The organism is Paracoccus isoporae, from assembly GCF_900101865.1.
Taxonomy (GTDB): Bacteria; Pseudomonadota; Alphaproteobacteria; order Rhodobacterales; family Rhodobacteraceae; genus Paracoccus; species Paracoccus isoporae.
Map to the genome: position 1 here is coordinate 63,008 of NZ_FNAH01000004.1, position 24,515 is coordinate 87,522.

Annotated in this window: 25 protein-coding genes; 11 read left to right on the forward strand and 14 right to left on the reverse strand. The window is 67.6% G+C overall.

What is annotated here, in order from left to right; genetic code table 11:
- Window positions 1-42 precede the first annotated feature (42 nt).
- The 5 genes from BLT73_RS08185 to BLT73_RS08200 are packed head-to-tail and all read right to left on the reverse strand — an operon-like array spanning window position 43 to window position 3,265.
- A complete protein-coding gene (locus tag BLT73_RS08185) occupies window positions 43-576 on the reverse strand; it encodes a GNAT family N-acetyltransferase (protein ID WP_090522721.1) in 534 nt (177 codons plus the stop codon).
- Window positions 573-1,052 (reverse strand): DUF2948 family protein, encoded by a 480-nt coding sequence (locus tag BLT73_RS08190; protein WP_090522723.1) that lies wholly within the window; start codon window positions 1,050-1,052, stop codon window positions 573-575. Before BLT73_RS08190 ends, BLT73_RS08185 begins: the two co-directional genes overlap by 4 nt.
- On the reverse strand, window positions 1,045-2,325 hold the full coding sequence (gene murA / locus BLT73_RS08195; protein WP_090522725.1) for a UDP-N-acetylglucosamine 1-carboxyvinyltransferase: 1,281 nt from the start codon (window positions 2,323-2,325) through the stop codon (window positions 1,045-1,047). Before murA ends, BLT73_RS08190 begins: the two co-directional genes overlap by 8 nt.
- Window positions 2,325-2,492 (reverse strand): hypothetical protein, encoded by a 168-nt coding sequence (locus BLT73_RS17280; RefSeq protein ID WP_176805006.1) that lies wholly within the window; start codon window positions 2,490-2,492, stop codon window positions 2,325-2,327. The genes murA and BLT73_RS17280 overlap by 1 nt, the downstream gene beginning before the upstream one ends.
- A gap of 32 nt (window positions 2,493-2,524) precedes the next feature.
- Window positions 2,525-3,265, reverse strand: coding sequence for an RNA methyltransferase (locus BLT73_RS08200; RefSeq protein WP_425438812.1), 741 nt, complete (start codon window positions 3,263-3,265; stop codon window positions 2,525-2,527).
- Window positions 3,266-3,364: 99 nt separating this feature from the next.
- Here BLT73_RS08200 and BLT73_RS08205 point away from each other — a divergent pair, with 99 nt between their 5' ends.
- Entirely contained in the window at window positions 3,365-3,988 is a 624-nt protein-coding gene (locus tag BLT73_RS08205) for a thiamine phosphate synthase (RefSeq protein WP_090522727.1), read from the forward strand.
- 203 nt (window positions 3,989-4,191) lie between these two features.
- Window positions 4,192-4,515 carry a hypothetical protein gene (locus tag BLT73_RS08210; protein ID WP_143025649.1) on the forward strand — a complete coding sequence of 108 codons (324 nt, stop codon included), beginning with the start codon at window positions 4,192-4,194 and terminating at the stop codon, window positions 4,513-4,515.
- Window positions 4,516-4,675: 160 nt separating this feature from the next.
- Here BLT73_RS08210 and BLT73_RS08215 read toward each other — a convergent pair whose 3' ends face one another.
- Window positions 4,676-6,082, reverse strand: a complete 1,407-nt coding sequence (locus BLT73_RS08215) for a class II 3-deoxy-7-phosphoheptulonate synthase (RefSeq protein WP_090522731.1) — start codon at window positions 6,080-6,082, stop codon at window positions 4,676-4,678.
- A 187-nt stretch (window positions 6,083-6,269) separates the two neighbouring features.
- Between BLT73_RS08215 and BLT73_RS08220 the strand changes: the two genes are divergently transcribed.
- From BLT73_RS08220 to BLT73_RS08245, 6 genes are all read left to right on the forward strand, one after another.
- Entirely contained in the window at window positions 6,270-7,451 is a 1,182-nt protein-coding gene (locus tag BLT73_RS08220; protein WP_090522733.1) for an ABC transporter substrate-binding protein, read from the forward strand.
- A 137-nt stretch (window positions 7,452-7,588) separates the two neighbouring features.
- Complete coding sequence (locus BLT73_RS08225; RefSeq protein WP_090522735.1) at window positions 7,589-8,371, forward strand: ABC transporter ATP-binding protein; 783 nt, start codon at window positions 7,589-7,591, stop codon at window positions 8,369-8,371.
- On the forward strand, window positions 8,368-9,198 hold the full coding sequence (locus tag BLT73_RS08230) for an ABC transporter ATP-binding protein (protein WP_090522737.1): 831 nt from the start codon (window positions 8,368-8,370) through the stop codon (window positions 9,196-9,198). The genes BLT73_RS08225 and BLT73_RS08230 overlap by 4 nt, the downstream gene beginning before the upstream one ends.
- Window positions 9,199-9,202: 4 nt before the next feature.
- Window positions 9,203-9,682, forward strand: coding sequence for a hypothetical protein (locus BLT73_RS08235; RefSeq protein WP_143025650.1), 480 nt, complete (start codon window positions 9,203-9,205; stop codon window positions 9,680-9,682).
- 70 nt (window positions 9,683-9,752) lie between these two features.
- The gene (locus BLT73_RS08240; protein WP_090523103.1) at window positions 9,753-10,757 is read left to right on the forward strand and encodes a branched-chain amino acid ABC transporter permease; all 1,005 of its coding nucleotides are present in this window, start codon (window positions 9,753-9,755) and stop codon (window positions 10,755-10,757) included.
- 14 nt (window positions 10,758-10,771) lie between these two features.
- Window positions 10,772-12,112 carry a branched-chain amino acid ABC transporter permease gene (locus BLT73_RS08245; RefSeq protein ID WP_090522741.1) on the forward strand — a complete coding sequence of 447 codons (1,341 nt, stop codon included), beginning with the start codon at window positions 10,772-10,774 and terminating at the stop codon, window positions 12,110-12,112.
- 99 nt (window positions 12,113-12,211) lie between these two features.
- Here BLT73_RS08245 and BLT73_RS08250 read toward each other — a convergent pair whose 3' ends face one another.
- Window positions 12,212-12,784, reverse strand: a complete 573-nt coding sequence (locus BLT73_RS08250; RefSeq protein ID WP_090522743.1) for a CAP domain-containing protein — start codon at window positions 12,782-12,784, stop codon at window positions 12,212-12,214.
- A 131-nt stretch (window positions 12,785-12,915) separates the two neighbouring features.
- On the opposite strand from BLT73_RS08250, the gene guaA reads away from it, so the two are divergent.
- A complete protein-coding gene (gene guaA / locus BLT73_RS08255) occupies window positions 12,916-14,469 on the forward strand; it encodes a glutamine-hydrolyzing GMP synthase (RefSeq protein WP_090522745.1) in 1,554 nt (517 codons plus the stop codon).
- A 428-nt stretch (window positions 14,470-14,897) separates the two neighbouring features.
- Here guaA and aroQ read toward each other — a convergent pair whose 3' ends face one another.
- A complete protein-coding gene (aroQ, locus tag BLT73_RS08260; protein ID WP_090522746.1) occupies window positions 14,898-15,329 on the reverse strand; it encodes a type II 3-dehydroquinate dehydratase in 432 nt (143 codons plus the stop codon).
- Between the two features lie 12 nt (window positions 15,330-15,341).
- A complete protein-coding gene (locus BLT73_RS08265) occupies window positions 15,342-16,184 on the reverse strand; it encodes an AAA family ATPase (protein WP_090522748.1) in 843 nt (280 codons plus the stop codon).
- A gap of 161 nt (window positions 16,185-16,345) precedes the next feature.
- On the opposite strand from BLT73_RS08265, the gene dksA reads away from it, so the two are divergent.
- Entirely contained in the window at window positions 16,346-16,768 is a 423-nt protein-coding gene (gene dksA / locus BLT73_RS08270; RefSeq protein WP_090522750.1) for an RNA polymerase-binding protein DksA, read from the forward strand.
- 40 nt (window positions 16,769-16,808) lie between these two features.
- A complete protein-coding gene (locus BLT73_RS08275) occupies window positions 16,809-17,939 on the forward strand; it encodes an FAD-dependent monooxygenase (protein ID WP_090522752.1) in 1,131 nt (376 codons plus the stop codon).
- Window positions 17,940-17,945: 6 nt separating this feature from the next.
- Here BLT73_RS08275 and glmM read toward each other — a convergent pair whose 3' ends face one another.
- From glmM to BLT73_RS08300, 5 genes are all read right to left on the reverse strand, one after another.
- Window positions 17,946-19,292, reverse strand: coding sequence for a phosphoglucosamine mutase (gene glmM / locus BLT73_RS08280; protein WP_090522754.1), 1,347 nt, complete (start codon window positions 19,290-19,292; stop codon window positions 17,946-17,948).
- Window positions 19,289-20,281, reverse strand: a complete 993-nt coding sequence (gene folP / locus BLT73_RS08285) for a dihydropteroate synthase (protein WP_090522756.1) — start codon at window positions 20,279-20,281, stop codon at window positions 19,289-19,291. Before folP ends, glmM begins: the two co-directional genes overlap by 4 nt.
- Window positions 20,278-21,060 (reverse strand): dihydroneopterin aldolase, encoded by a 783-nt coding sequence (locus BLT73_RS08290; protein ID WP_090522758.1) that lies wholly within the window; start codon window positions 21,058-21,060, stop codon window positions 20,278-20,280. The genes folP and BLT73_RS08290 overlap by 4 nt, the downstream gene beginning before the upstream one ends.
- A gap of 97 nt (window positions 21,061-21,157) precedes the next feature.
- A complete protein-coding gene (locus BLT73_RS08295) occupies window positions 21,158-21,673 on the reverse strand; it encodes a cell wall hydrolase (RefSeq protein WP_090522760.1) in 516 nt (171 codons plus the stop codon).
- 230 nt (window positions 21,674-21,903) lie between these two features.
- Window positions 21,904-24,447 carry a putative PEP-binding protein gene (locus tag BLT73_RS08300; RefSeq protein WP_090522762.1) on the reverse strand — a complete coding sequence of 848 codons (2,544 nt, stop codon included), beginning with the start codon at window positions 24,445-24,447 and terminating at the stop codon, window positions 21,904-21,906.
- Window positions 24,448-24,515: the final 68 nt, after the last annotated feature.

Consider the following 24,515-nt stretch of genomic DNA (forward strand, 5'->3'; position numbering starts at 1 on the left):
GCTCCTGTTGCCCGCGATTACTAGCCGCAGCGCGGAGCACGCTCAAGCGCGCAAAGCACGGATCCGGGCGCGCAGCGGAAGGCGCAGCATCCGGCGCATCTCGATTTCCCAGATCCCGCGCCCGTTCAGCATCGGCGGCCCGCCCGTCGCCACGAACCCCGCCCGCGCATAGAGCCGCTGCGCGGCCAGGTTGTTCTGCCCGACATGCAGCCCCATCCGGGTCATCCCGGCGGCGGTGGCATTCCCGATCATCCGCGCAAAGATCGCATCCCCCAGCCCCTGCCCGCGGGCCTGCGGCGCGACATAGACCGACATCACCCAGCCCAGATCCGGCTCGGCCGGAGAGATGCCGTTCTCCCAGCTTGCCACCGCCAGCGGGCTGCCCGGCGCGGGGCCTGCCGCCCACATCTCGCATCCCGCCAGCCGCGCGGCGAAATCCTCAAGCGGGCGCTCCTCCCAGTCGCTGAAGCTGGAGCCGAAGGCTTCGGGCGCGCGGCGCAGCGCATCCAGACGGATGGCACGGAACTCCGCGGCGCGATCCGGGGTAAGTTGCCACAGGCGAAATCCGCCGCTCACGCCCCGTCATGCTGCGGCATCTGCCGCGAATTGGCCGCGTGCGGCCGGGTCACGTCGCGCAAATCGACCGAGACGCATTCCGCATCCACCGCAATCGTGCCGTCCCCGGCGAATTCCAGCAGAAGCCGCCCGGTGCCGTCCTCACCGGGTTGCCAGATCATCGCCAGCAGCGACAGCACCTCGTCGGCGTCGTCGCGGGTAATGCCGTCGCTGCGGATGCCGGTGATGTCCGAGACGACCAGAAGGGTCCGCACCCGCTCGAACTCGCGTTTCTCGCGCGCCGCATCCTCGGCATCTTCCCAGCGGAAGCGGTTGATGAGCATGGCAAGCTGCCGGCGCTTGCGGTCGAAGGTGATGTCGGCGCCGGTCAGCACTGCGTCCTGCACCAGCATCGACAGCACCGCCAGATCCTCTGCCCCCTCGGCGCGCAGCAGAAGCGGTCCGGGGCCTGCGTCGTGGAAACTCGCATCACTCATCGGCTGCACCTTCCTTCACCCGTTTCAGATTGGCCCCCACCCCGCGCAGCTTGCGCACCACGCGCTCATAGCCGCGATCCAGATGATAGACCCGGCTGACCACGGTTTCGCCCTCCGCCGCCAGACCGGCAAGGATCAGGCTGATCGAGGCGCGCAGATCGGTCGCCATCACCGGCGCGCCGCGCAGCTTCTCGACCCCGGTGACGGTGGCATGGCCGCCATGCACGTCGATCTTCGCCCCCATCCGCATCAGTTCGGGCGCATGCATGAAGCGGTTCTCGAAAATGGTCTCTTCCAGCACCGAGACGCCTTCGGCGGTGCACATCAGCGCCATCATCTGCGCCTGAAGATCGGTGGGAAAGCCCGGAAACACCTCGGTCTTCACATCCACGGCGCGGATCCGGCCATTCTTGCGCGCCACCTTGAGGCCGCGATTGGTCTGTTCGACCGCGATCCCGGCCGCATCCAGCTTTTCGCAGAAGGCTTCGATCAGGTCCATCCGCCCGCCGATCAGTTCGACCTCGCCGCCTGCAATGGCCGGCGCGATCATGTAGGTGCCCAGCTCGATCCGGTCCACGACGACCGGATGCGTGGCTCCGTGCAGCGCCTCGACCCCCTGGATGGTGATGCTGCTGCTGCCCTCGCCCTCGATCTGGGCGCCCATCGCGCGCAGGCATTTGACCAGATCGACGATCTCGGGCTCCCGCGCGGCGTTGTTGAGCACCGTCGTGCCCTTGGCCAGCGTCGCCGCCATGACGATGTTTTCCGTGGCGCCCACCGAGGCGAAGCCCTGATTGATGACCGCGCCCTTCAGCCCGCCTTTGGCCTCGGCATGAAGATAGCCGTCGCGCAGTTCGATCGAAGCGCCCATCGCCTCCAGCCCGGAAATATGCAGATCCATCGGCCGCGCCCCGATGGCACAGCCGCCAGGCAGCGAGACGACCGCGCGCCCCGCCCGCGCCAGAAGCGGGCCGAGCACCAGATTCGAGGCCCGCATCTTGCGCACGATGTCGTAATCGGCGGTCAGGCTGGTCAGATCATGGCTCGACAGCGACAGAACCTTGCCGTCCTGCATCGAGGTGAACTCGGTCCCCAGCGATTGCAGCAGCTCGGCCATGGTGCGGATATCCGACAGGCGCGGCGCATTGGTCAGCGTCAGCGGCTCATCAGTCAGCAATGTCGCCGGCATCAGCGTCAGGCAGGCATTCTTCGCGCCCGCGATCGGGATCTCGCCATGCAGTTCGCCACCGCCTTGCACGATGATCTGGTCCATCATTCCTCGCTTTCCGGGGCGTTGTCGCTGTCCGTTTCGCCCTCTTTGCGTTCCGCCCGTGCGCGCGCCTGTGCCTTGCGCCGGGCCAGATTGGCCCGTAGCGCCGCCCCCAGCCGGTCTTCGCGGCTGTCGGTCGTGTCGGTCTTGGGTTTGCGCGTCCTCGTCATTGCGACGTGTTAGCGGTTTGACCCGCACAGGTCTAGCGTCGGGTCAACTGACGCAGCGCGCCGTGCAGCATCTGCACATCCGCCCGGGTGAGCGCCAGCCGCGACCACATATTGCGCAGGTTGAGCTTCATCGCCGCGGCCTTGGTGGCCGGGAAGAAATACCCCGCCGCGTCCAGCCGGGATTCGCAGTGATCGGCCAGTTTCTCGATCTCGATCCGGTCGGCGGGCACCTCGCCCGCGGGGCGGCGGTTCGTGGGCATCGGCTGGTCGGGCAGCGCGCCGCGCGACAGCTCATACCCGGTCAGCAGCACCGCCTGTGCCAGATTGAGCGACGGGAAATCGGGGTTGACCGGCACGGTCAGGATGGCATTGGCCCGCGCGATGTCATCATTCTCCAGCCCCGCCCGCTCCGGCCCGAAGATGAAGGCAGAGCGCCCGCCCTGCGACACCTCCTCGCGGTGGCGGGCGGCGGCGGTGGCAGGGGTAAAGACCGGCTTGGTCAACTCGCGCCCGCGCGCGGTGGTGGCGAAGGCGTAAGTGATCCCCTCCATCGCCTCGGCCAGGGTGGGAAACACCCGCGCCCGGTCCAGCACCTGCCCCGCCGCACCCGAGGCCATCGCCACCGCTTTCGGGTTCGGCCAACCGTCGCGCGGTGCCACCAGCCGCATCTCGGTCAGCCCGAAATTCAGCATGGCACGCGCCGCCGCGCCGATATTCTCGCCCATCTGCGGGCGGCACAGGATGATGACGGGACGGGGTGCGATCTCTGACATGGCGCGCCTGTTAGCGCCGCCCGCCCCGGCCCGCAAGCGGTCGCGGAGACTGGCGCGGCGCCCGGCGCGCTGATATTGCGGTGCGAAAGAGGACACGCCATGACCGATGACCCCCAGGACGCGCCCGCCGCGCCGCAGCTTTACCTGATCGCCCCCGTCGGCGCCGAGCCGAGCGCCTTCGCCCCGATGCTGGCCGAGATGCTGGACCGGTTCCAGATCGCCTGCATCCGCATCCCCGGCGCGGGCGATGAGGCCGCACTTGGCCGCATGGCCGACACGGCTCGCGACATCGCCCATGCCAAGGACGTGGCGGTGGTCATCGACGACCATATCCAGCTCGCGCAGCGCCACGGTCTGGACGGGGTGCATCTGACCGGCGGCGCGAAACAGGTCCGCTATGCCCGCAAGGAACTGGGTGCCGATGCGATCGTCGGCGCGTTCTGCGGCGCCTCGCGCCATGACGGGATGAGCGCGGGCGAGGCCGGCGCGGATTATGTCAGCTTCGGCCCGGCGGGGGAAACCGGCCTTGGCAGCGGCGACACCGCGCCCGCGGAACTTTTTGCCTGGTGGTCCGAGATGATCGAAGTGCCGGTTGTGGCCGAAGGCGGGCTGGATGCCGCGCTGATCGGCCGGCTGAGCCCGCTGACCGATTTCTTCGCCCTCGGCCCCGAGATCTGGGGCGAAGACGACCCGGTCGCGGCGCTCTCGGCGCTGTGGCGGTGAGGTTTCGGGCCAACGCCGGGGGTCTGCTGTGCGGAATCGCCCGACACACGCTCGGGCGAGTTCGGGACCAGCGGTTTTTCCAGCCCTTTCGTCCAAACTGTCGCCAAGCCAGCAGCACAGCATGATACCGGCGATCTGGCGCGCCATGTTGCCCCGATGCCGGGCCGCGCTGTAGCGTTCATGCGCAGGAGGGGATGTTCGCCATGACCGCAACCCGATCGGCCGTCACCGTTTTCGCAGCCCTGGCCGCGCTGCCGCTTCGGGCCGCGCCGGCGGAGGTGGTGCACGTCGCGGAAATGGGCGGTCTCTACACCCAGACATGGCGCGCGGCGGATGTCGGCAGTTCGGGCCCTGGAACCCGCGAGATCTTCGTCGGCGGCGCGGGCAAGGCCGGGGATTTCTGGGGCGTCATGCATCTCGACTGCGACACGCCCCGATATTCCCGCTGGGTCGCCGAAGGCGGATACCTGTCAGCAGAGGATGTCCCCGGCGAGGCCATCCGGCAGATCCGGGCCCGCTTCTGCTGAAGCCGTTGCGACACCTGCCAGGTTAACGCCGCTCTCCGGCTGGGGTCGTCCGAATGGCCCGTCTGCATGTCACGCGCAGCGCCGATGCGCCGCCGCAAGAAAAAGGGGCCGCCCGGCCCCTTTTTCCTTGATACTGAAGCGGGACGCGCCCGCGCGGCCCTCAGCCCGCCTTGCTCTGCGCGGCCTGATCGGCGGTGCGGCGGTTGCGCAGCTCCTCCGCGACCAGGAAGGCCAGCTCCAGCGACTGGCTGGCGTTCAGCCGCGGATCGCAGGCGGTGTGATAGCGGTCCGACAGATCCTCGTCGGTCACGGCCCGCACCCCGCCGGTGCATTCGGTCACATCCTTGCCGGTCATCTCGAAATGCACGCCGCCGGGGATGGTGCCTTCGGCGCGGTGGATCTCGAAGAACTCGCGCACCTCGCGCAGGATCGAATCGAAATGCCTGGTCTTGTAGCCGGTCGAGGATTTCACGACATTGCCGTGCATCGGATCGCAGGACCACACGACATTCGCGCCCTCGGCCTGCACCGCCCGGATCAGCCGCGGCAAGTGGTCGCCCACCTTGCCCGCCCCGAACCGCGCAATCATCGTCAGCCGCCCGGCCTCGTTTTCGGGGTTCAGCTTCTCCATCAGCACCTTCAGATCATCCTCGGTGGTGGTGGGTCCGCATTTCAGCCCGATCGGGTTCTGCACGCCGCGGCAGAATTCCACATGCGCCCCGTCCGGCTGGCGCGTCCGGTCGCCGATCCAGATCATGTGGCCCGATCCCGCCACCGGCAGCCCCGTCGTCGTATCGACCCGCGCCAACGCCTCTTCATATTCCAGCAGCAGCGCCTCGTGGCTGGTATAGAACTCCACCTGCCCCAGCTCCGGCGCGATTTCGGAGGTCACGCCGGCCGCCTTCATAAAGGCCATTGCATCGCTGATCCGCCCGGCAATGTCGCGATACCGCTCCGCCTCCGGCCCGCCGACGAAATCGGCAATCCAGCTCTGCACCCGGTGGATATCGGCATAGCCGCCCGAGGAGAATGCGCGGAGCAGGTTCAGCGACGCCGCCGCCTGAGTATAGGCCGCCAGCATCCGCTGCGGATCGGGCACCCGCGCGGCCGAGGTGAAGTCGAACCCGTTGATGATGTCGCCGCGATAGCTGGGCAGCTCGACCCCTTCCTGCGTCTCGGTGGGGGCGCTGCGCGGCTTGGCGAACTGGCCCGCCATGCGGCCGACCTTGACCACGGGCAGTTGCGCGCCCCAGGTCAGCACCACCGCCATCTGCAACATCACCTTGAACGTGTCGCGGATATTGTCGGCGCTGAATTCGTTAAAGCTCTCGGCGCAATCGCCGCCCTGCAGCAGAAAGGCCCGGCCCGCCGCCACATCGGCCAGATGGGCGCGCAAGGTCCGCGCCTCGCCGGCAAACACAAGCGGCGGGTATTTCGCCAATTGCGCCTCGACCGCGTTCAGCGCGTGCTCATCGGGATAATCCGGCATCTGCACGCGCGGATAGCTGCGCCAGCCGGCCTTGTCCCAGGCGGGTGCGGCGGGGGTGGTGCGCGGATCCTGCGTCATCTCGATGCCTTTCGGTGAAAACTCGCGAGGCCCGTATATAGAACGGCGCGAATCAAAGTGAAACCCCGGCAGAGCCGCCGCCCGCGCCGCGAAATCCGCGCGAATCGTCACGCATATTCAACTTTACTTTTGGGGGTCAGCCGATAACCTGCGCCGCATCAACAAAGAACCAACAGGGGAATTTTCAATGAAACATCTGCTTCTCGCCACCGCTGCCACCGCGCTTGTCGCCGGGTCCGCCGGGGCCGAGGAAGTGAAGCTTGCATTGCATCTCGGCTTCACCGGTCCTCTGGAATCCATGGCGCCCGACATCGCGGCCGGCGGCCGTGCCGCGGCCGAAGAAGTCAGCGAATCCGGTAACTTCCTTGACGGATCTACCGTGGTCACCTCGGAATCGGACACCACTTGCATCGACGCCGCGGCCAGTGTCGCCGCCGCCGAACGCCAGGTCGCCGAGGGCGCGCGCGCCATGGTCGGCGGGCAGTGCTCGGGCGAAACCATCGCCGTGCTGGAGCGTGTGGCGCTTCCGAACGGGGTGATGATGATTTCGCCCTCGGCCACCTCGCCGGCGCTGACCACGATCGAGGATCAGGGCCTGTTCTTCCGCACCGCCCCGTCGGACGCGCGTCAGGGCGTGGTGATCGCGGAGCTGGCACAGGCCAAGGGCATCGAATCGATGGCCATCACCTATACCAACAACGATTACGGCAAGGGTCTGGCCGACAGCATCCAGGCCGCGTTCGAGGAGCTGGGCGGCACCGTCACCACCTCCGCCGCGCATGATGACGGCAAGGGCGACTACTCGGCCGAGGTCGCGGCGCTCGCGGCGGCGGGCGGCGACGCGCTCGTCGTGGCCGGCTATGTGGACCAGGGCGGTTCGGGCGTGACCCGCGGCGCGCTCGACACCGGCGCCTTCGACATGTTCGTCTTCCCCGACGGCATGGTCGGCCAGGAACTGGTGGACCGCTTCGGCACGGAAATCGACGGCTCGATCGGCATCAACCCGGCGGCCGAGGGTGACGGGCGCGACCGCTTCATGGAACTGGCCGAAGAGGCCGGCTTCGACGGCAGCTCCGCCTATGCGGGCGAAGCCTACGACTCCGCCGCGCTGATCCTGCTGGCCATGCAGGCCGCCGGCTCCTCCGATCCGGCCGAGGCCAAGGAGCAGGTGATGAACGTCGCCAACGCACCGGGCGAGCCGATCCTGCCGGGCGAACTTGGCAAGGCGCTCGAACTGATCGCGGCGGGCGAGGATGTCGATTACGTCGGCGCCACCGCGGTCGAGCTGGTCGAGCCGGGCGAAAGCGCCGGCACCTATCGCGAGACCACCATCACCGACGGTGCGCTGGAAGTGGTGGGCTTCCACTGATCCGATCAAGACCTGAAAGGCCCGGCGCGTGATGCGCCGGGCCTTTTGTCATGGTAAAATGGGCGGAAACAGTCCATAAGACGAAGAATTGAACGCTTGTTCATTCCGAGACATCATCCGACGCAACAGGGGGCGTGATGATCCAGGTCGAAAACCTGCACAAGAAATTCGGCGGCTTCTCCGCCGTCGATGGCGCCAGCCTGACCATCGAAACCGGCTCCATCACCGGGCTGATCGGCCCGAACGGCGCCGGAAAATCGACGCTTTTCAACGTGATCGCGGGCGTTCATCAACCGACTTCGGGCCGCGTCATCATGGATGGCGAGGACATCACCGGCCTGCCGCCGCACGCGCTGTTCCACAAGGGGCTGCTGCGGACGTTCCAGCTGGCCCATGAGTTCAGCACCATGACCGTGCGCGAGAACCTGATGATGGTGCCTGCGTCGCAGGCGGGCGAGTCGATCATCAACACCTGGTTCGGCCGCGGCCGCATCCGCGACGAGGAACGCGCCCTGCGCGCCAAGGCCGACGAGGTGCTGGAATTCCTGACCATCGACCATCTCTCGGACGAAAAGGCGGGCAACCTCTCCGGCGGCCAGAAGAAGCTGCTGGAATTGGGCCGCACGATGATGGTCGATGCCAAGATCGTGTTTCTGGACGAGGTTGGCGCGGGCGTGAACCGCACGCTTCTGATGACCATCGCCGACGCCATCACCCGGCTCAACAAGGAACGCGGCTATACGTTCTGCGTGATCGAGCATGACATGGATTTCATCGGCAAGCTCTGCGACCCGGTGATCGTCATGGCCGAGGGCAAGGTGCTGGCGCAGGGCAGCGCCGATTCCATCATGCAGAACGAAGCCGTGATCGAGGCCTATCTCGGCCGCGGATTGAAGAACAAGGAGATGATCGGCGCATGAGCGACAGCGATCCCTTCGGCGGGCGCGGCCATCGCGACGCCTCCATCGTCAACATGAAGGGCCGCGGCCAGATCGACGGCACCCGCCGCTCCGGCCCGGTGGGCGAGGGCCGCGCGGGCGACCCCTTCCTGATCGGCGAGAACATGACCGGCGGCTACGGCAAGGGCCCCGACATCCTGCATGACTGCACCATTGCCGTCGAACAGGGCGAGATCGCGGTCATCGTCGGCCCCAACGGCGCGGGCAAATCCACCGCGATGAAGGCGCTGTTCGGGATGCTGAACCTGCGCGAAGGCTCGGTCCGGCTGAACGGGCGCGACATCACCGAACTGAACCCGCAGGACCGGGTGAAGGCCGGCATGGGCTTCGTGCCGCAGGTCAACAACATCTTCCCCTCGATGACGGTCGAGGAAAACCTGGAGATGGGCGCCTATATCCGCGACGACGACATCCGCCAGACCATGGAACAGGTCTATGAGCTGTTCCCGGCCGTGGCAGACAAGCGCAAGCAGGCGGCGGGAGAGCTGTCCGGCGGTCAGCGCCAGCAGGTCGCGGTCAGCCGGGCGCTGATGACCAAGCCGTCGCTTCTGATGCTGGACGAACCCACCGCCGGGGTCTCGCCCATCGTGATGGACGAGCTTTTCGACCGCATCATCGCCATCGCGCGGGGCGGGCTGCCGGTCCTGATGGTCGAACAGAACGCCAAGCAGGCCATGAACATCGCCGACAAGGCTTACGTTCTGGTGCAGGGCGCCAACGCCCATACCGGCACCGGCAAGGAGCTGATGGAAAACGAAGAGGTGCGCCGCACCTTCCTGGGGGGCTGAGACGATGACACGACAGATGATCGCCGCCGCGCTGCTGGCCTCTGCCCTGCCCGTGCTGGCAGTCGCGCAGGAAACCGCATCCGAAGCGCTGCCGCCCGCCGGTCAGGCGCCGGTCGATGACATCGCGCCGATTTCCGACGCCGCCCCCGATGCGATGGGCCAGCCCGACGCGGTCTCGCGCCAGATGAGCTGCCGCTTCACCACCGAATGCGTGGATGGCGACTGCGCCGAGACCGAATATGAGGGCCAGCTTACCGTCATCTCCGACGGCGCGGGCTTTGCCGAGGCCGAATGGATCGACCCGTCCGAAACCCTGGCCATGTCGGCCATCACCGCGGGCGGTGCCACGCTGGCCAGCCTGTCAGAGAGCACCGCACCCGCCAAGCAGCGGCTGATGACCGTGCTGGACAGCGGCGAAGCGCGCTTCACCACCCATCTGACCGACCCGGTCATGTCGATCACCTATGCGGGGCAGTGCGAATGACGCCGAGACGAGCCGAGACCATGCCTGCCGGCACCGTGACACAGACCACCAATACCCGGAGGGCCCGCTGATGGAGATCCTCAACGCCATCGTCGTGTTCCTGAACTTCGTGTTCATCCCCGCCGCCGCTTACGGCGCGCAGCTTGCGCTCGGCGCGCTCGGGGTGACGCTGATCTACGGGATCCTGCGGTTTTCCAACTTCGCCCATGGCGACACCATGGCCTTCGGCACCGCCATCACCATCCTGCTGACCTGGGGGCTGCAGACCATCGGCATCAGCCTCGGCCCGCTGCCCACAGCACTGCTGGCCCTGCCCTTCGCCATCGCGCTCTGCGCCGTGGCGCTGCTGGCCACCGACCGCGCCGTCTACCGCTTCTACCGGCGCAAGAAATCCGATCCGATCATCCTGGTCATGGCCTCGGTGGGGGTGATGTTCGTGATGAACGGCGTCACCCGCCTGCTGATCGGCGTGGACGAGATCCGCTTCGATGACGGGGCGCGCTTCGTCATCGACGTGCGCAGCTTCCGCGAATGGTCGGGCCTGTCCGAGGGGCTGGCGCTGCGCTCCACCCAGGTCATCACGCTGGTCGTGGCGGTGCTCGTCGTCTGGGCGCTGTTCTGGTTTCTGAACAAGACCCGCTCCGGCAAGGCGATGCGGGCCTATTCCGACAACGAGGATCTGGCGCTGCTGTCGGGCATCGACCCCGAACGTGTGGTGCGGCTGACCTGGATCATCGCCGCCGGCCTCGCGACCATCGCAGGCACCATGTACGGGCTCGACAAGGCGTTCAAGCCGTTCAACTATTTCCAGCTTCTGCTGCCGATCTTCGCCGCCGCCATCGTCGGCGGTCTGGGCAGCCCGGTTGGTGCCATCGCCGGCGGTTTCATCGTCGCGTTTTCCGAGGTGGCGGTGACCTATCCCTGGAAGCGCGTGGCGGAATATCTGGGCTTCGACACCGGCAGCGCCATGCTGCAACTGCTGTCGACCGAGTATAAATTCGCCGTCAGCTTCGTCATCCTCATCATCGTCCTGCTGTTCCGGCCGACCGGCCTGTTCCGCGGCAAATCCGTGTAAGGGGGCACAAGATCATGGCAACCACACGTCAGGCCGAAGCCTCCCACCCGTTCCGCGCGCCGGTGATCTTCGCGATCCTCGTGCTGCTCTTCGTGCTGGAGGGCACGACCAGCAATGCGCTGTTCACCGGGTCATGGAACACCTCGCTCGCGATTTTGAACATGGGGCTGATCTCGGCCGTGATGGCGCTCGGGCTGAACATGCAATGGGGCTATGCGGGGCTCTTCAACTCCGGCGTGGTGGGCTTCATCGCCATTGGCGGGCTGGCCCCGGTGCTGATCTCGGTCGCCCCCGTCGATGGCGGCTGGGGCGCGGGCGGGCCGCGCGTGATGCTGGCCCTGATCGTCGGGCTGGGCACGCTGGCGCTGACCGCGCTGACCTGGTCGCGCGCACCGCGCAACTGGCGCGTCCCCGCCATCCTCGCGGTGCTGATCGCGGGCTTCTTCGTCTATCGCTGGCTCTTCGACCATGCCGTCGTCGCGATCGAGGCGAACCAGGCCGCGCAATACGGCAATCTCGGCGGGCTGGGCCTGCCGGTGCTGCTGTCCTGGCCGGTGGGCGCGCTCTTCGCCGCCGCCGCCGCCTGGGGGGTGGGCAAGGTGGCGCTCGGGCTGCGCTCGGATTACCTCGCCATCGCCACGCTGGGCATTGGCGAGATCATCGTCGCCGTGCTCAAGAACGAGGAATGGCTGGCCCGCGGCGTCAAGAACGTCACCGGCATCCCCCGCCCCGTGCCCTATGAGATCAACCTGCAACAGGATCCCGATTTCGTGCAGCGCGCGGCGAATTGGGGGATGAACTCGGCCGAATTGTCGGGGATCTGGGTCAAGCTCTGCTATGCCGGGCTGTTCGGCGCGGTGCTGATCCTGCTGATCGTGCTGGCCGAGCTGTCGCTGAAATCGCCCTGGGGCCGGATGATGCGCGCCATCCGCGACAACGAGACCGCGGCCGAGGCGATGGGCAAGGATGTCACCGGCCGGCATCTGCAGATCTTCGTGATCGGCTCGGCGGTGATCGGGCTGGCCGGCGCGATGATGATCACCCATGACGGGCTGATGGCGCCGACGCAGTATAACCCGCTGCGCTATACCTTCCTGATCTGGGTGATGGTGATCGTCGGCGGGTCCGGCAACAACTGGGGCGCGGCGCTTGGCGGCGTGCTGATCTGGTTTCTGTGGATCAAGGCCGAAAGCTGGGGCCCGCAACTGATCGGACTGCTGACCTCGCCTTTGCCCGCGGGCGCCATCAAGACCCATCTGCTCGAAAGCGCGCCGCATATGCGCTTCATCGCCATGGGCACGACGCTGCTTCTTGTGCTGCGCTTCGCACCGCGCGGGCTGGTGCCGGAGAAATAGGCCCGGATCCCCACGGCGAGACACGAAAACGGGGGGCCTCTGCCCCCCGTATCGTCATCCGCACGTCTCTCGCGATGACAGCGCGCGCCGCGACCGGGATCAGTCGCAGCTATCGGCCATCACCACCGACCACCATTGCTGCCCGCCCGAGCGGACCACGCCCACCCCCGCATCGTCGAATTTCTGATGCACCAGGATCTCCTCGTCCGGCACATGCCCCATCCAGGCCGCGGCCTGGGAATAGGCATCGCCCGACCGCCCGATTAGCTGCGCCGAGGAGCAGGCCGCATATTCCACCGCCCGGACCCGATGCACCACGGAAGACCCGTTCGAGCCCGCCACCGTGGCCCGGCCCATCGTCGCCATGTCGCAGGCATGAGCCTGGGCGGCGAAGGCCAGGTTGTCCTGGAAGGACAGCGGCGAGCGGCCCAGCCGGACCCGCTCGGCATTGATCTGCTCCTGCATCTGCGCCACCTGCGCCGCATCCGCAGCCGCGCAGACCGGGGCCAGCGATTCGACCGCCGGATCGGGCAGCGAGGGATCGGCCGACGGCACGATCTCGACGAGCTGCTCGGTATCACCGGCCGCGGCGATATTGTCGCCCGTACAGCCCGCCAGCAGCAGGGGCAGCGCCGCGGCAAGGCAAAGGAAAGGGGCGGTCTGGCGGGTCATGCGGCGCTCCTCGAATCAAGCCACTGTTAATCAAGCTGAATTCGCAACGCCCCCCGGCCGCGCCCGGTTCCCGCGCCCCGCCCCCGCGCTGCAGGCTTGCCACGCGCCATCCCGCGCCGTAAATGCCGCACATGACCCAGCATCAGCGCCTTCTCATCATCGATTTCGGCAGCCAAGTCACCCAGCTCATCGCGCGGCGCCTGCGCGAGTTGGACGTGTATTGCGAGATCCATCCCTATCAGAACCTCACCGACGCCAAGCTCGCGGAACTCGCGCCGCGCGCGGTGATCCTGTCCGGCGGCCCCGACAGCGTGACACGCGAGGGCAGCCCCCGCGCACCCGACGCGCTGTGGTCCATGGGCGTGCCGGTCTTCGGCATCTGCTATGGCCAGCAGGTGATGATGACCCAGCTCGGCGGCCGGGTCGAGGCGGGGCATCACGCCGAGTATGGCCGCGCCTTCGTCACCCCCGCGCCGGGGCACAGGAAGGATGGCATCTTCGCCGGTCTGTCCGACCGCGAGCAGGTCTGGATGAGCCATGGCGACCGCGTCACCGAACTCGCCCCCGGCTTCGAAGTGATCGGCACCTCGCCCAACGCCCCCTTCGCCATCACCGCCGACGAATCGCGCAGCTTCTTCGCCGTGCAGTTCCACCCCGAGGTGCACCACACCCCGAACGGCAAGACAATGCTGGAAAACTTCATCCGCATGGCCGGCTTCACCGGCGACTGGACCATGGCCGCCTATCGCGACGAGGCGATCCGCAAGATCCGCGAGCAGGTCGGCGACAAGCGCGTGATCTGCGGTCTGTCCGGCGGCGTCGACAGCTCGGTCGCCGCCGTGCTGATCCACGAGGCGATCGGCGATCAGCTCACCTGCGTCTTCGTCGATCACGGACTGCTGCGCCTCAACGAGGCCGAGGAAGTCGTGACCATGTTCCGCGACAATTACAACATCCCGCTGATCCACGCCGACGAATCCGATCTGTTCATCGGCGCGCTCGAAGGCGTCTCGGACCCCGAGGTGAAGCGCAAGACCATCGGCCGCCTGTTCATCGAGGTGTTCCAGAAATACGCCAATGAGATCGAGGGGGCGGAGTTCCTGGCGCAGGGTACGCTCTACCCCGACGTGATCGAAAGCGTGTCGTTCAGCGGCGGGCCGTCCGTGACGATCAAGTCGCACCATAATGTCGGCGGCCTGCCCGAGAAGATGGGGCTGAAACTGGTCGAACCGCTGCGCGAATTGTTTAAGGACGAGGTCCGCGCGCTCGGCCGCGAACTGGGCCTGCCCGACAGCTTCATCGGCCGTCACCCCTTCCCCGGCCCCGGCCTCGCCATCCGCTGCCCCGGAGAGATCACCCGCGACAAGCTGGACATCCTGCGCAAGGCCGATGCGGTCTATATCGACCAGATCCGCAAGCACGGGCTCTATGACGAGATCTGGCAGGCCTTCGTCGCCATCCTGCCGGTGCGCACCGTGGGCGTGATGGGCGACGGGCGCACCTATGACTATGCCTGCGCGCTGCGCGCCGTGACCAGCGTGGACGGGATGACCGCGGATTACTATCCGTTCAGCCACGACTTCCTGGGCGAGACCGCGACGCGGATCATCAACGAGGTGAAGGGCATCAACCGCGTGACCTACGACATCACCTCGAAACCCCCCGGCACGATCGAATGGGAGTGAGGCGCGGCTGAAACCCGGCTCCCCGCGCGTCCGACATCAGTTCGAGAATGTGATCTGAACGCGCGCTGATCGCACGCGACACGGTGACCCGCCCTAGAATGCGGGGTCGCCGCCCACCGCCGCGCCTGCCTGCCGACGCGTGACGGCTCTGCGGCCCAGGCTGACTTCACCTCATCGACCCTGCGCCGCCGGTCATCGTCCGCCGCCGGGCGTTGCGCTGTGTACGCGCGGTGTACAGGCTGTGTACGCATGGTGCACGCATTGTGCGCCGCAAAACCCAGCAATTGCTGGCCGCGCGCCATCGCCTGCGATTATATGCACGCAACCACCGCACGCAGATGTTGCGCGGCGTTGCGCGGCCCGGTTTGAAAAGTCGCGGAGAAGGTCGGGACTGACCCGCGGATCGGCTGCTAAGCGCACAACCCGGCTCAGCCGGTCAGGTCGCAGATCCGGCGCACGGCCGCGGCATAGCCCTCCAGCCCCAGCCCCGCGATCACCGCATCGGCCCGCAGGCTGACATAGGAGTGATGCCGGAACTGCTCGCGCCTGTGGACCTGGCTGACATGCACCTCGATCACCGGCCCGTCGAATGCGTTCAGCGCATCCAGCAGCGCGATGGAGGTATGGGTCAGCGCGCCCGGATTGATGACGATGCCTGCGGCATGTCCGCGCGCCTCGTGGATCCAGTCGATGAGCTGGCCCTCCCAGTTCGACTGTTTCGCCTCGATCCCGAACCCCTCGGCACAGGCCGCCCGCGCCAGCGTCACCGCGTCGTTCAGCGTGGCATGACCGTAGATCTCCGGCTGGCGCTGACCCAGCAGGTTCAGGTTCGGTCCGTTCAGCAGCAGGATGGTGTTCACCGCATCCCCTCCCTATCGCGCCTGGCGCCGGGCCATGAAGGCCAGTTTCTCGAACAAGGCCACATCCTGCTCGTTCTTCAGCAGCGCCCCGTGCAGCCGCGGCAGCATCTCCCCGGCCGGTCTTTGCAGGTCTTCCGGCGTCAGATCCTCGGCCAGGATCAGCTTCAGCCAGTCCAGCAACTCCGAGGTGGAGGGCTTCTTCTTCAGCCCCGGCACCTCGCGGATCTCGAAGAACTGGCTCAGCGCGCGCTCCAGCAGGCGCGGCTTCAGCCCCGGATGATGCACCTCCACGATCCGCTTCAGCGTCTCGGCATCGGGGAAGCGGATATAGTGGAAGAAGCAGCGCCGAAGGAAGGCGTCGGGCAGCTCCTTCTCGTTGTTCGAGGTGATGATGACCACCGGGCGATGCGCGGCGCGGACGGTCTCTCCGGTCTCGTAGACATGGAATTCCATCCGGTCGAGTTCCTGCAGCAGGTCGTTCGGAAACTCGATATCGGCCTTGTCGATCTCGTCGATCAGCAGGACCACCTTGCCCGGCGCCTCGAAGGCCTGCCACAGCTTGCCCTTGCGGATGTAGTTGGCCACGTCATGGACCCGCGCCTCGCCCAGCTGGCTGTCGCGCAGCCGGCTGACCGCGTCGTATTCATACAGCCCCTGCTGCGCCTTGGTGGTCGATTTCACGTTCCACTCGATGATCGGCAGATCCAGCGATTGCGCGACCTGGCGGGCCAGTTCGGTCTTGCCGGTGCCGGGTTCGCCCTTGACCAGAAGCGGCCGTTCCAGCGTCACGGCGGCATTGACGGCAATGGCCAGATCCGGCGGCGCGACATAGCTGTCGGTCGAGGCGAAGTTCATAGCGGTTCCTTTCATGTCGCCGCGCAATCTACCGCCCCGCCCCCCCTGCCACAAGAACGCTTCAGACAAATGGAACCATTGGCCTAGTGACAAGCCCGTCCGCTTCCTTTAAAGCGGCGCCGAGGACCGGGGGACAGGCACCCCGATCTGTCGGAGGACGTATGAAACCGCAGATTTTCCTGCCCGATGATTATCGCCCGGCCGAAGACGAGCCGTTCATGAACGATCGCCAGTTGGAGTATTTCCGGCGCAAGCTGGAAGCGTGGAAGTCAGAGCTGCTGGAGCAGTCGGCAGAGACGCTGGAGGGGTTGCAGGACAGCGCGCGCAGCGTGCCGGATCTGGCCGACCGCGCCTCGGAAGAGACCGACCGCGCGCTCGAGCTGCGCACCCGCGACCGTCAGCGCAAGCTGGTCGGCAAGATCGATTCGGCCCTGCGCCGCATCGCGAATGGCGAATACGGCTATTGCGAAGTGACCGGAGAGCCGATCAGCCTCAAGCGTCTGGATGCCCGCCCCATCGCCACCATGACCGTCGCCGCGCAGGAAAAGCACGAACGCCGCGAGCGGGTGCATCGCGACGATTGATCGTCGCCGCGCGGGGCGGTCCTTAGCAGGGGCCCGAGCCGTGACCGGATCTTTGCAAGGCCGGGACATCACCATCATCGGTGCCGGGATCGGCGGTCTGACCGCCGCGCTCGCGCTTGCCCGTCGCGGCGCATCGATCATTGTTATGGAACAGGCAACGGCGCTGACCGAAATCGGCGCGGGCCTTCAGATTTCCCCGAATGCCGGCCATGTGCTCGACGCGCTCGGCCTTGGACCGGCGCTCGACGCGGTCTCTGCCCGCTCCGACGGGGTGGTGCTGCATGACATGGCGGGGCGGCAGGTCGCCGCGCTGCCCCTGGCCCGGCGACGCCCCGGTGCCGCGTTCCGCATGGTCCATCGGGCCCGGCTGGTGGAGGTGCTGGCGGATGCCGCGCGCGCGGCGGGGGTGACGCTGCGGCTCGGCGCACGGGTCGAGTCCCTGCCGGAGGCGGAGCTGCTGATCGGTGCGGATGGTTTGCACAGCGCCGTCAGGGCGCGGCTGAACGGGGCGGAGCAGCCGTTCTTCACCGGCCAGACCGCCTGGCGCGGGCTGATTGTCGATGACCAGCCCGACACCATGGCGCGGGTCTTCATGGGGCCGGGACAGCATTTCGTCAGCTATCGCCTCGCCGGGGGGCTGCGCAATCTCGTCGCCGTGCAGGAACGCGCCGCTTGGACCGCGGAGGGCTGGTCGCATGAGGATGATCCCGCACATCTGCGCGCCGCGTTCGCCGGGTTCGGCGGGCCGGTGCCGGGCTGGCTGGATCAGGTGCAGCGGGTCGGGATCTGGGGGCTGTTCCGGCACGACGTCGCGGCGCGGTGGCATGATGCGCGCCTTGCGATCCTGGGCGATGCCGCCCATCCGACCCTGCCCTTCATGGCGCAGGGCGCGGTCATGGCCATCGAGGATGCGTGGATCCTGGCCGCCTGTCTGGACGCGATCTCCGACCAGCAGACGGCCCTGGCCCGCTATCAGGAGATCCGCGCGCCGCGGGTCCGCCGGATCGTCGCGGCGGCGAACGGCAATGCGCGGAACTATCACCTGCGCGGCCCGGCCCGCGTCATCGGGCATGCCGGGCTGCGCAGCCTGTCCCGCCTGTCGCCGGCTCTGCTGATGCGGCGCTTCGACTGGATCTATGATTACGACCCGCTGGCCGACACCCCGCGTTGAGCCGGCTCAGGCGGCGGCGTTTTCCACCGCCTCGACGATGCTGTCCACCACCTCGCGCAGCATGATTTCGTCCTCGGCTTCGGCCATCACGCGGATCAGCGGCTCGGTGCCGGATTTGCGGATCAGCACCCGGCCGGTGCCGTTCAGCCGCGTCTCGCCCGAGGTGATGGCGCGCTGCACATTCTGTGCCGCGAGCGGATCGGAGCCTGCCGCGTAGCGCACATTCTTCAGCAATTGCGGGACCGGGTCGAACTGGTGGACCAGTTCCGAGGCGGTCTGCCCGGTCTCGGCCATCGCGGCGAGGAATTGCAGCCCGGCGATCAGTCCGTCGCCGGTGGTGGCGTAATCGGTCATCACGATATGGCCGGATTGCTCGCCACCCAGGTTGAAGCCGCCCTCGCGCATCCGCTCCACGACATAGCGGTCCCCGACCTTGGTGCGCTCCAGCCGCAGGCCACGAGTGTCCAGGAACCGCTCCAGCCCCAGATTGGACATCACCGTGGCCACAAGGGCACCGCCGTCGAGCCGCCCCTGCTCCGCCCAACGCCCGGCCATCAGCGCCATGAGCTGGTCGCCATCGGCCACCCGGCCCTTCTCGTCGATCAGGATCACCCGGTCGGCATCGCCGTCGAGGCAGATCCCTAGATCGGCCTGGTTGTCCAGCACCGCCTGCGCCGCGGCCTCGGGATGGGTCGAGCCGACGCCGTGATTGATGTTCAGCCCGTTCGGGGTGACGCCGATGCGCACCACATCCGCCCCCAGCTCATAGAGTACATCGGGCGCGGCGCGATAGGCGGCGCCATTGGCGCAGTCCACCACCACCTTCATCCCGTCCAGGCGTTGCCGCGCCGGGAAGGTGGTCTTGGCGTATTCGACATAGCGTCCGCGCCCGTCATCGATGCGGCGCACATTGCCCATGTTCTGCGGCTCGGCCGGGCGGATCTGACCGGCGACGATGTTCTCGATCTCGGTCTCGGCCTCGTCGGACAGCTTGAAGCCGTCGGGGCCGAAGAACTTGATCCCGTTGTCATGGGCCGGGTTGTGGCTGGCGGAGATCATGATCCCCAGATCCGCCCGCATGGAGCGGGTCAGAAACCCCACCGCCGGGGTCGGCACCGGACCGAGCAGCAGCACGTTCATCCCGGTCGAGGTCAGACCGGCGGTCAGGGCGGTTTCCAGCATATAGCAGGACAGCCTTGTGTCCTTGCCGATCACGACGCGATGCCCGTTGCGCCCGTCGCGGCGGAAATACCGCCCCGCCGCCGCCCCCAGCCGCATCGCCATCTCGGCCGTCATCGGATCGGAATTGGCCCGTCCCCGGACCCCGTCGGTTCCGAACAGCTTGCGTGTCATCCTTCTGCCTTTCCTTGCGCGACCGCGCGCCACAGCGCCAGCCCCTGCCCTGTCATCGCCACATCATGTACCCGATGTATTTGCACCCCTTGCGCCACTGCCGCAAGCGTCACCGCCAGCGATCCCGGCCCGCGTTCCAGCGGATCGGACAGGCCGGTGACCTCGCCGATGAAGCGCTTGCGCGACGCCCCCAGCAGGACCGTGCAACCGAGCGCATGGAACAGCCCGATCCGGTTCAGGATGGCGAGGTTATGTGCCAGCGTCTTGCCGAAGCCGATCCCCGGATCCACCACGATCCGGTCGCGCGGGATGCCCGCCGCCCCGGCGTGGTCGATGCGCGCGGCGAGTGCGTCATAGACATCCAGCAGCACGTCGTCATAGCGCGGATCGTCCTGCATCGTCTCCGGCACGCCCTGCGCGTGCATCAGGCAGACCGGCAGCCCGCTCTCCGCCACCACCGACGCCAGATCGGGGTCGAAATCGAAGCCGGAGACGTCGTTCACCATCCCGGCCCCGGCGGCGATTGCGGCGCGGGCGACACCGGCCTTTCGGGTATCGACCGAGATCGGCACCTGCCCCCGCAACGCCTCGATCACCGGGAGGATGCGCGCGATTTCCTCGGCGTCAGCGATGCGCACCGCGCCGGGCCGGGTCGATTCCCCGCCGATATCCAGAATATCGGTGCCCTGCGCGCTCAGCGCACGGGCCTGCGCCACCCCATCATAGAGACCCCCATCCGAGAAGCTGTCGGGCGTCGCATTGACGATCCCCATCAGCGCGGGCCGGTCCATCGCAATCCCGCAGACCGGCGCGCGCGGCGCGGTCAGCCGTGCCAGCACCGCATCCGGCGCGGCCTCGGCCGGCAGGATCTCGGCCCCGCCGCCGCGCGACAGCCGCTCGAGCCGTGAGAACCGCACCCAGCCACCGGCGATCAGATGGGCGCCGCGGTCTTCGGGGACCGGGCGCCAATATGCGTCATCTGCGGTCACGTCCCGCTCCGCGCAACAGGGAGGGCCGTCGGCAGATCCGGCATCTCTGCCTGCGCCGGCAGGGCCAGGTCCAGCCGCCCCGCCCCGATCCGTTCGGCCAGCCACAGCGCAATCGCGACCGGATCGGCCTCCAGCCCGGCCACATCGGCCGTCATCCGCGCCGGCGCCCAGACGATCGGCCGCGCCTCCTTCACCGCCCAGTCAAGCTCGGTCCGGCTGTCGGCCACGTCCAGGCCCAGCCGGCCACCAAGCGCCCAGGCCGCCTGATCGAGCGCCAGCAGCGCGACCCGGCGGTCATTGCCGCCCGCAGGCACCGGCAGATCCGGCGCGTCCGGGGTCAGGATGACGGCCCCTTCCGGGCGCGGCACCTCGGCGCCGTGGAACAGCACGATCGGGGCCAGCAACCAGGCATCGGCGGCAACCCGGCCGCGCCGCCGGGTCAGCGTCACGCCAAGCGCGCCGGGCACGCGGTCCAGCTTTTCGACCGTCACCGTGACGCGCCCCGCGCGCGGGTGGACGAGCACCCCCGCCGCGATCTTTTCGGCCAGGGTTTCCAGCAGGTTCAGCCGCTCATCCGTCACGGCGGCGGCGACCGCATCGGTCAGCACGTCATAAGACAGGATCCGGTCCACATCATCGGCCACGCCGATCACCGGCTGGGCGAGATCCACCGTGACGCCGAAGCGCAGGCGCTGAAGGCGGCCCCGTTCGGACTGGAAGGCGCCGATTTCGGCCTCCAGGACGTAATCGCGCAGGTGGATCTGATCAGGCTGGTCCATCGACCCCAGATTTCAAAGAAAAGGCCCCGCCGCAAGGGGCAGGGCCGGTCCGGGGGCAAGTCGCTGGCGACATTCGGCAATGCCGTGCGGCAACCGCTCAGTTCGAGGCGACGCGGCGACCGTTGCGATAGAAGATATGCGCGCCGATCTTGGTGGTCCGGGTGAAGCGTTTCGACCAGGACGGGCGGACTGCCGTGGTGTGGAAATAGGTGGCCCCGTCGGTCAGGGCGCGCGGCGCGCCGGCAAGCGCATCCGCGGCGATCTGGCGCGCGCGGGCGGCGGCGGCGGCATTGGCCATGCGCAGCCCCTTCTTATAGCTGAACTGGCCGCGCTGATAGACGACGCCGCAGACCGAGTTCGGGAACGCACCGCTGTCGACGCGGTTCAGGATCACCTCGGCCACGGCGCGCTGACCGCTGCGACCTTCGCCGCGGGCCTCGAAATACAGCGCCTCGGTCAGGCAGGCCAGCGAATCCGCGCCGCCATAGCGCGCTTGGGTCAGGGTTTCGGGACCGCGGGCGGGATCGGCATTGGCAGCAATCGGTGCGGTGAGCGGCAGCGCAAGCAAAACACTCACGGCTAGTCCGGCCAGCTTGCGGGTCGGCATCGGCATTGGTGGTTTCCTGTCTCTCGTTCTTGCGGACCGAGCAGAGGCCCGCGGATCGTCGCGGAACCTACACAGTTGGCATCGCCGCAGGCCACGCAAAGCCGCGCCCGGATCCAGAACAATGCGGATTCAACCGATTACAGGCGAGATCCCGCCGATGCTTCACTGCAGCATGGGCAAGTTCGCGCCATTTCGCGCTTGCAGCATCCCGCGGCCGCGCCGCAGGAGGCGGCGAATCACGCAGACGCGCCGCGCCGTCCCCGAATCGATTCCTGTGCCGCGGCAAGTCGCGCCACCGGCACCCGGAAGGGCGAACAGGAAATGTAATCCAGCCCCGCCCGGTGGCAGAAGGCGATGGATTGCGGGTTGCCGCCATGCTCTCCGCAGACGGCGATGGTGATGTCGGGCGCGACCTCGCGGGCGCGGCCGGCGCCGGTCAGCAGCAATTCGCCCACCCCGTCCTCGTCGAGAATATGGAACGGATCCTCGTCATAGACGCCCTGCTGGACGTAGGATCCCATGAACCGGCCGGCATCGTCGCGCGACAGCCCGTAGGTCATCTGGGTCAGGTCGTTCGTGCCGAAGGACAGGAAGGCGGAGTGCCGGGCAATGTCGCCGGCGCGCAGCGCGGCACGCGGGGTTTCGACCATCACCCCCAGCCGATAGGTGAAATCCTGACCGGTCTCGTTGCGCACCGCCGCGGCCACGGCGTCGATTCGGGTCTTGACGATCTCGACCTCGCGCCGCGCGCTGACGAGCGGGATCATGATCTCCGGCACCACCACGTCGCCGGAGGAGGCGGCGGCAATCGCGGCCTCGAAGATGGCACGGGCCTGCATGTCGTAGATCTCGGGCACGGTCAGACCCAGCCTTACCCCGCGCATGCCGAGCATCGGGTTGAACTCCGACAGCGCGTCGATCCGGCGGGTCACGTCGGACAGCGGCAGGTCCAGCGATTCGGCCAGCCCCCGGATCCCTTCGCGATCCTGCGGCAGAAATTCGTGCAATGGCGGGTCGAACAGCCGGATCGTGACCGGATGGCCGGCCATGATGTGGAACAGCTCGGAGAAATCCTGACGCTGGATCGGCAGCAGCCGGGCGAGTGCGACGCGACGATCCTCGGGGCTGTCGGCGAAGATCATCTCGCGCATGATCGGCAGGCGCATCTCGTCGAAGAACATATGCTCGGTCCGGCACAGCCCGATCCCTTCGGCCTGGAACATGCGGGCAGTGCGCGCATCCTCCGGCGTGTCGGCGTTGGCCCGCACCCCCAGGTCGCGCAGATCGTCCGCCCATGTCAGAAGCTGGTTGAAACTGTCGTCAAGCGCCGGCTCCAGCATCTCGGCCGAGCCTGCCAGCACCTCGCCGGAGGTGCCGTCGATGGTGATGAGGTCGCCCTCCTTCAGCACCCGCCCCCCCGCGCGCAGCACGCCCGCCCGCGCGTCGATGCTGATCCGGCTGGCGCCCACGATGCAGGGCAGGCCCAGCCCGCGCGCGATCACCGCCGCATGGCTGGTCATGCCGCCACGTTCGGTCAGCACGGCCACGGCGGCATGCATCCCGCGAATATCCTCCGGCGCAGTTTCCCGGCGAACCAGAACACAGCTTTCCCCCCGCGCGGCCGAGGATTGCGCGGCGGTGGCCGAGAACACGATCCGCCCTGCCGCGGCACCGGGGCTGGCATCGATGCCGCGGGCGACGATGTCGCGGGGCGCGCGCGGATCGACCTGGTAATGCATCAGCTCCGACAGGGCCCGCGGCTCCACCCGCAGCACCGCCTCCTCGGTGGGAATGATCCCGTCCTCGGCCAGCGAGACACTGATCCGCACCGCCGCGCGCGAGGATCGCTGGACCCGCAGCGCGTCAATGATCGACAGCGCCCCGTCGGAAACCACGAATTCGATCATCATCTCGTCGCGCAGCCGCACCCGCGCGGCGCGGCAATATTCCACCAGATCCGCGAAAAGCTGCGGCGCTGCGTCTTCCAGGGCCGGGCCGCGCTCGTCGCGGGTCAGATAGAGCGTTTCGGCATTCTCGGCCTTCGTCGTGCCCTGCATTTGGCCGCGGAACCGCCCGGTGATGCGCGCAGCGCCGCTGACCGAATCGATAAGCTGGATCGTGCCGGAGCCGCTGAGGCCCGGCCCGACGGCAAGCGCCATCTGCTGGACCACCAGGCCAAGCGGCGCATCTTCCGGCGCGCCCTTGGCCTGGCGCAGCAGGCGAGCGGTGGGCGATTCCCAGGCCCGCGCCATGGAGCGCAGCACCTCGGTCAACTGCCGGATCGGATCCTGCGGAAACTCCTCGTCCATCTCGGCGCGATAGGCGGCCAGGCTGCGCGACAACGCCCCCTCGCCGCTTTCGGCAAACATGTCCGGGTCAAGCCGGGCGACGTTGATGGCATAGGACTGCACGAAGGACAGGTAGATCGCATCCGCCGCCTGCCGGCCGTGGCTTTCGATCAGCCGCTGATAGCAGGCATCGTTGATCCCCACATTCAGCACAGTGCCCGGCCCGCCCCATTCGGGATTGACCGCCGAGGGGCGCACGATCACCAGCCCGTCGCCATTGGCAAACAGCGCGCCGAGCGCATCGGCATCGGGCATCACCCCCTGCGCCATGGCGCGCACCGCCTCGGCGGCGATGGCGAAGGAGCGCGGCACCGGCAGCTCCATCCGCACCAGCCGTTGCAGGCATTTCGCACGCCAGCCATGCGCCTCGACGGACACCTTCGCATCCGCTGCGATTTCCACGATATCCGAAGGGGTCAGGCGGCGTGTCATCTTGGTGATACATTACCTATCATGCCGCATTTTCTGCAAGTGCGAGATGGCGCTGTGCTTCGCTTTTC

Bases quoted from the DNA above. Each gene is read 5' to 3' on its own strand.
- BLT73_RS17280 (WP_176805006.1), bottom strand. From the start codon at position 2,492: ATGACGAGGACGCGCAAACCCAAGACCGACACGACCGACAGCCGCGAA.
- murA (WP_090522725.1), bottom strand. From the start codon at position 2,325: ATGGACCAGATCATCGTGCAAGGCGGTGGCGAACTGCATGGCGAGATC.
- BLT73_RS08215 (WP_090522731.1), bottom strand. From the start codon at position 6,082: ATGACGCAGGATCCGCGCACCACCCCCGCCGCACCCGCCTGGGACAAG.
- BLT73_RS08220 (WP_090522733.1), top strand. From the start codon at position 6,270: ATGAAACATCTGCTTCTCGCCACCGCTGCCACCGCGCTTGTCGCCGGG.
- BLT73_RS08200 (WP_425438812.1), bottom strand. From the start codon at position 3,265: ATGTCAGAGATCGCACCCCGTCCCGTCATCATCCTGTGCCGCCCGCAG.
- BLT73_RS08225 (WP_090522735.1), top strand. From the start codon at position 7,589: ATGATCCAGGTCGAAAACCTGCACAAGAAATTCGGCGGCTTCTCCGCC.
- BLT73_RS08235 (WP_143025650.1), top strand. From the start codon at position 9,203: ATGACACGACAGATGATCGCCGCCGCGCTGCTGGCCTCTGCCCTGCCC.
- BLT73_RS08245 (WP_090522741.1), top strand. From the start codon at position 10,772: ATGGCAACCACACGTCAGGCCGAAGCCTCCCACCCGTTCCGCGCGCCG.
- BLT73_RS08205 (WP_090522727.1), top strand. From the start codon at position 3,365: ATGACCGATGACCCCCAGGACGCGCCCGCCGCGCCGCAGCTTTACCTG.
- guaA (WP_090522745.1), top strand. From the start codon at position 12,916: ATGACCCAGCATCAGCGCCTTCTCATCATCGATTTCGGCAGCCAAGTC.
- BLT73_RS08290 (WP_090522758.1), bottom strand. From the start codon at position 21,060: ATGGACCAGCCTGATCAGATCCACCTGCGCGATTACGTCCTGGAGGCC.
- dksA (WP_090522750.1), top strand. From the start codon at position 16,346: ATGAAACCGCAGATTTTCCTGCCCGATGATTATCGCCCGGCCGAAGAC.
- BLT73_RS08230 (WP_090522737.1), top strand. From the start codon at position 8,368: ATGAGCGACAGCGATCCCTTCGGCGGGCGCGGCCATCGCGACGCCTCC.
- BLT73_RS08250 (WP_090522743.1), bottom strand. From the start codon at position 12,784: ATGACCCGCCAGACCGCCCCTTTCCTTTGCCTTGCCGCGGCGCTGCCC.
- BLT73_RS08265 (WP_090522748.1), bottom strand. From the start codon at position 16,184: ATGAACTTCGCCTCGACCGACAGCTATGTCGCGCCGCCGGATCTGGCC.
- glmM (WP_090522754.1), bottom strand. From the start codon at position 19,292: ATGACACGCAAGCTGTTCGGAACCGACGGGGTCCGGGGACGGGCCAAT.
- BLT73_RS08210 (WP_143025649.1), top strand. From the start codon at position 4,192: ATGACCGCAACCCGATCGGCCGTCACCGTTTTCGCAGCCCTGGCCGCG.
- BLT73_RS08190 (WP_090522723.1), bottom strand. From the start codon at position 1,052: ATGAGTGATGCGAGTTTCCACGACGCAGGCCCCGGACCGCTTCTGCTG.
- BLT73_RS08295 (WP_090522760.1), bottom strand. From the start codon at position 21,673: ATGCCGATGCCGACCCGCAAGCTGGCCGGACTAGCCGTGAGTGTTTTG.
- BLT73_RS08300 (WP_090522762.1), bottom strand. From the start codon at position 24,447: ATGACACGCCGCCTGACCCCTTCGGATATCGTGGAAATCGCAGCGGAT.
- BLT73_RS08240 (WP_090523103.1), top strand. From the start codon at position 9,753: ATGGAGATCCTCAACGCCATCGTCGTGTTCCTGAACTTCGTGTTCATC.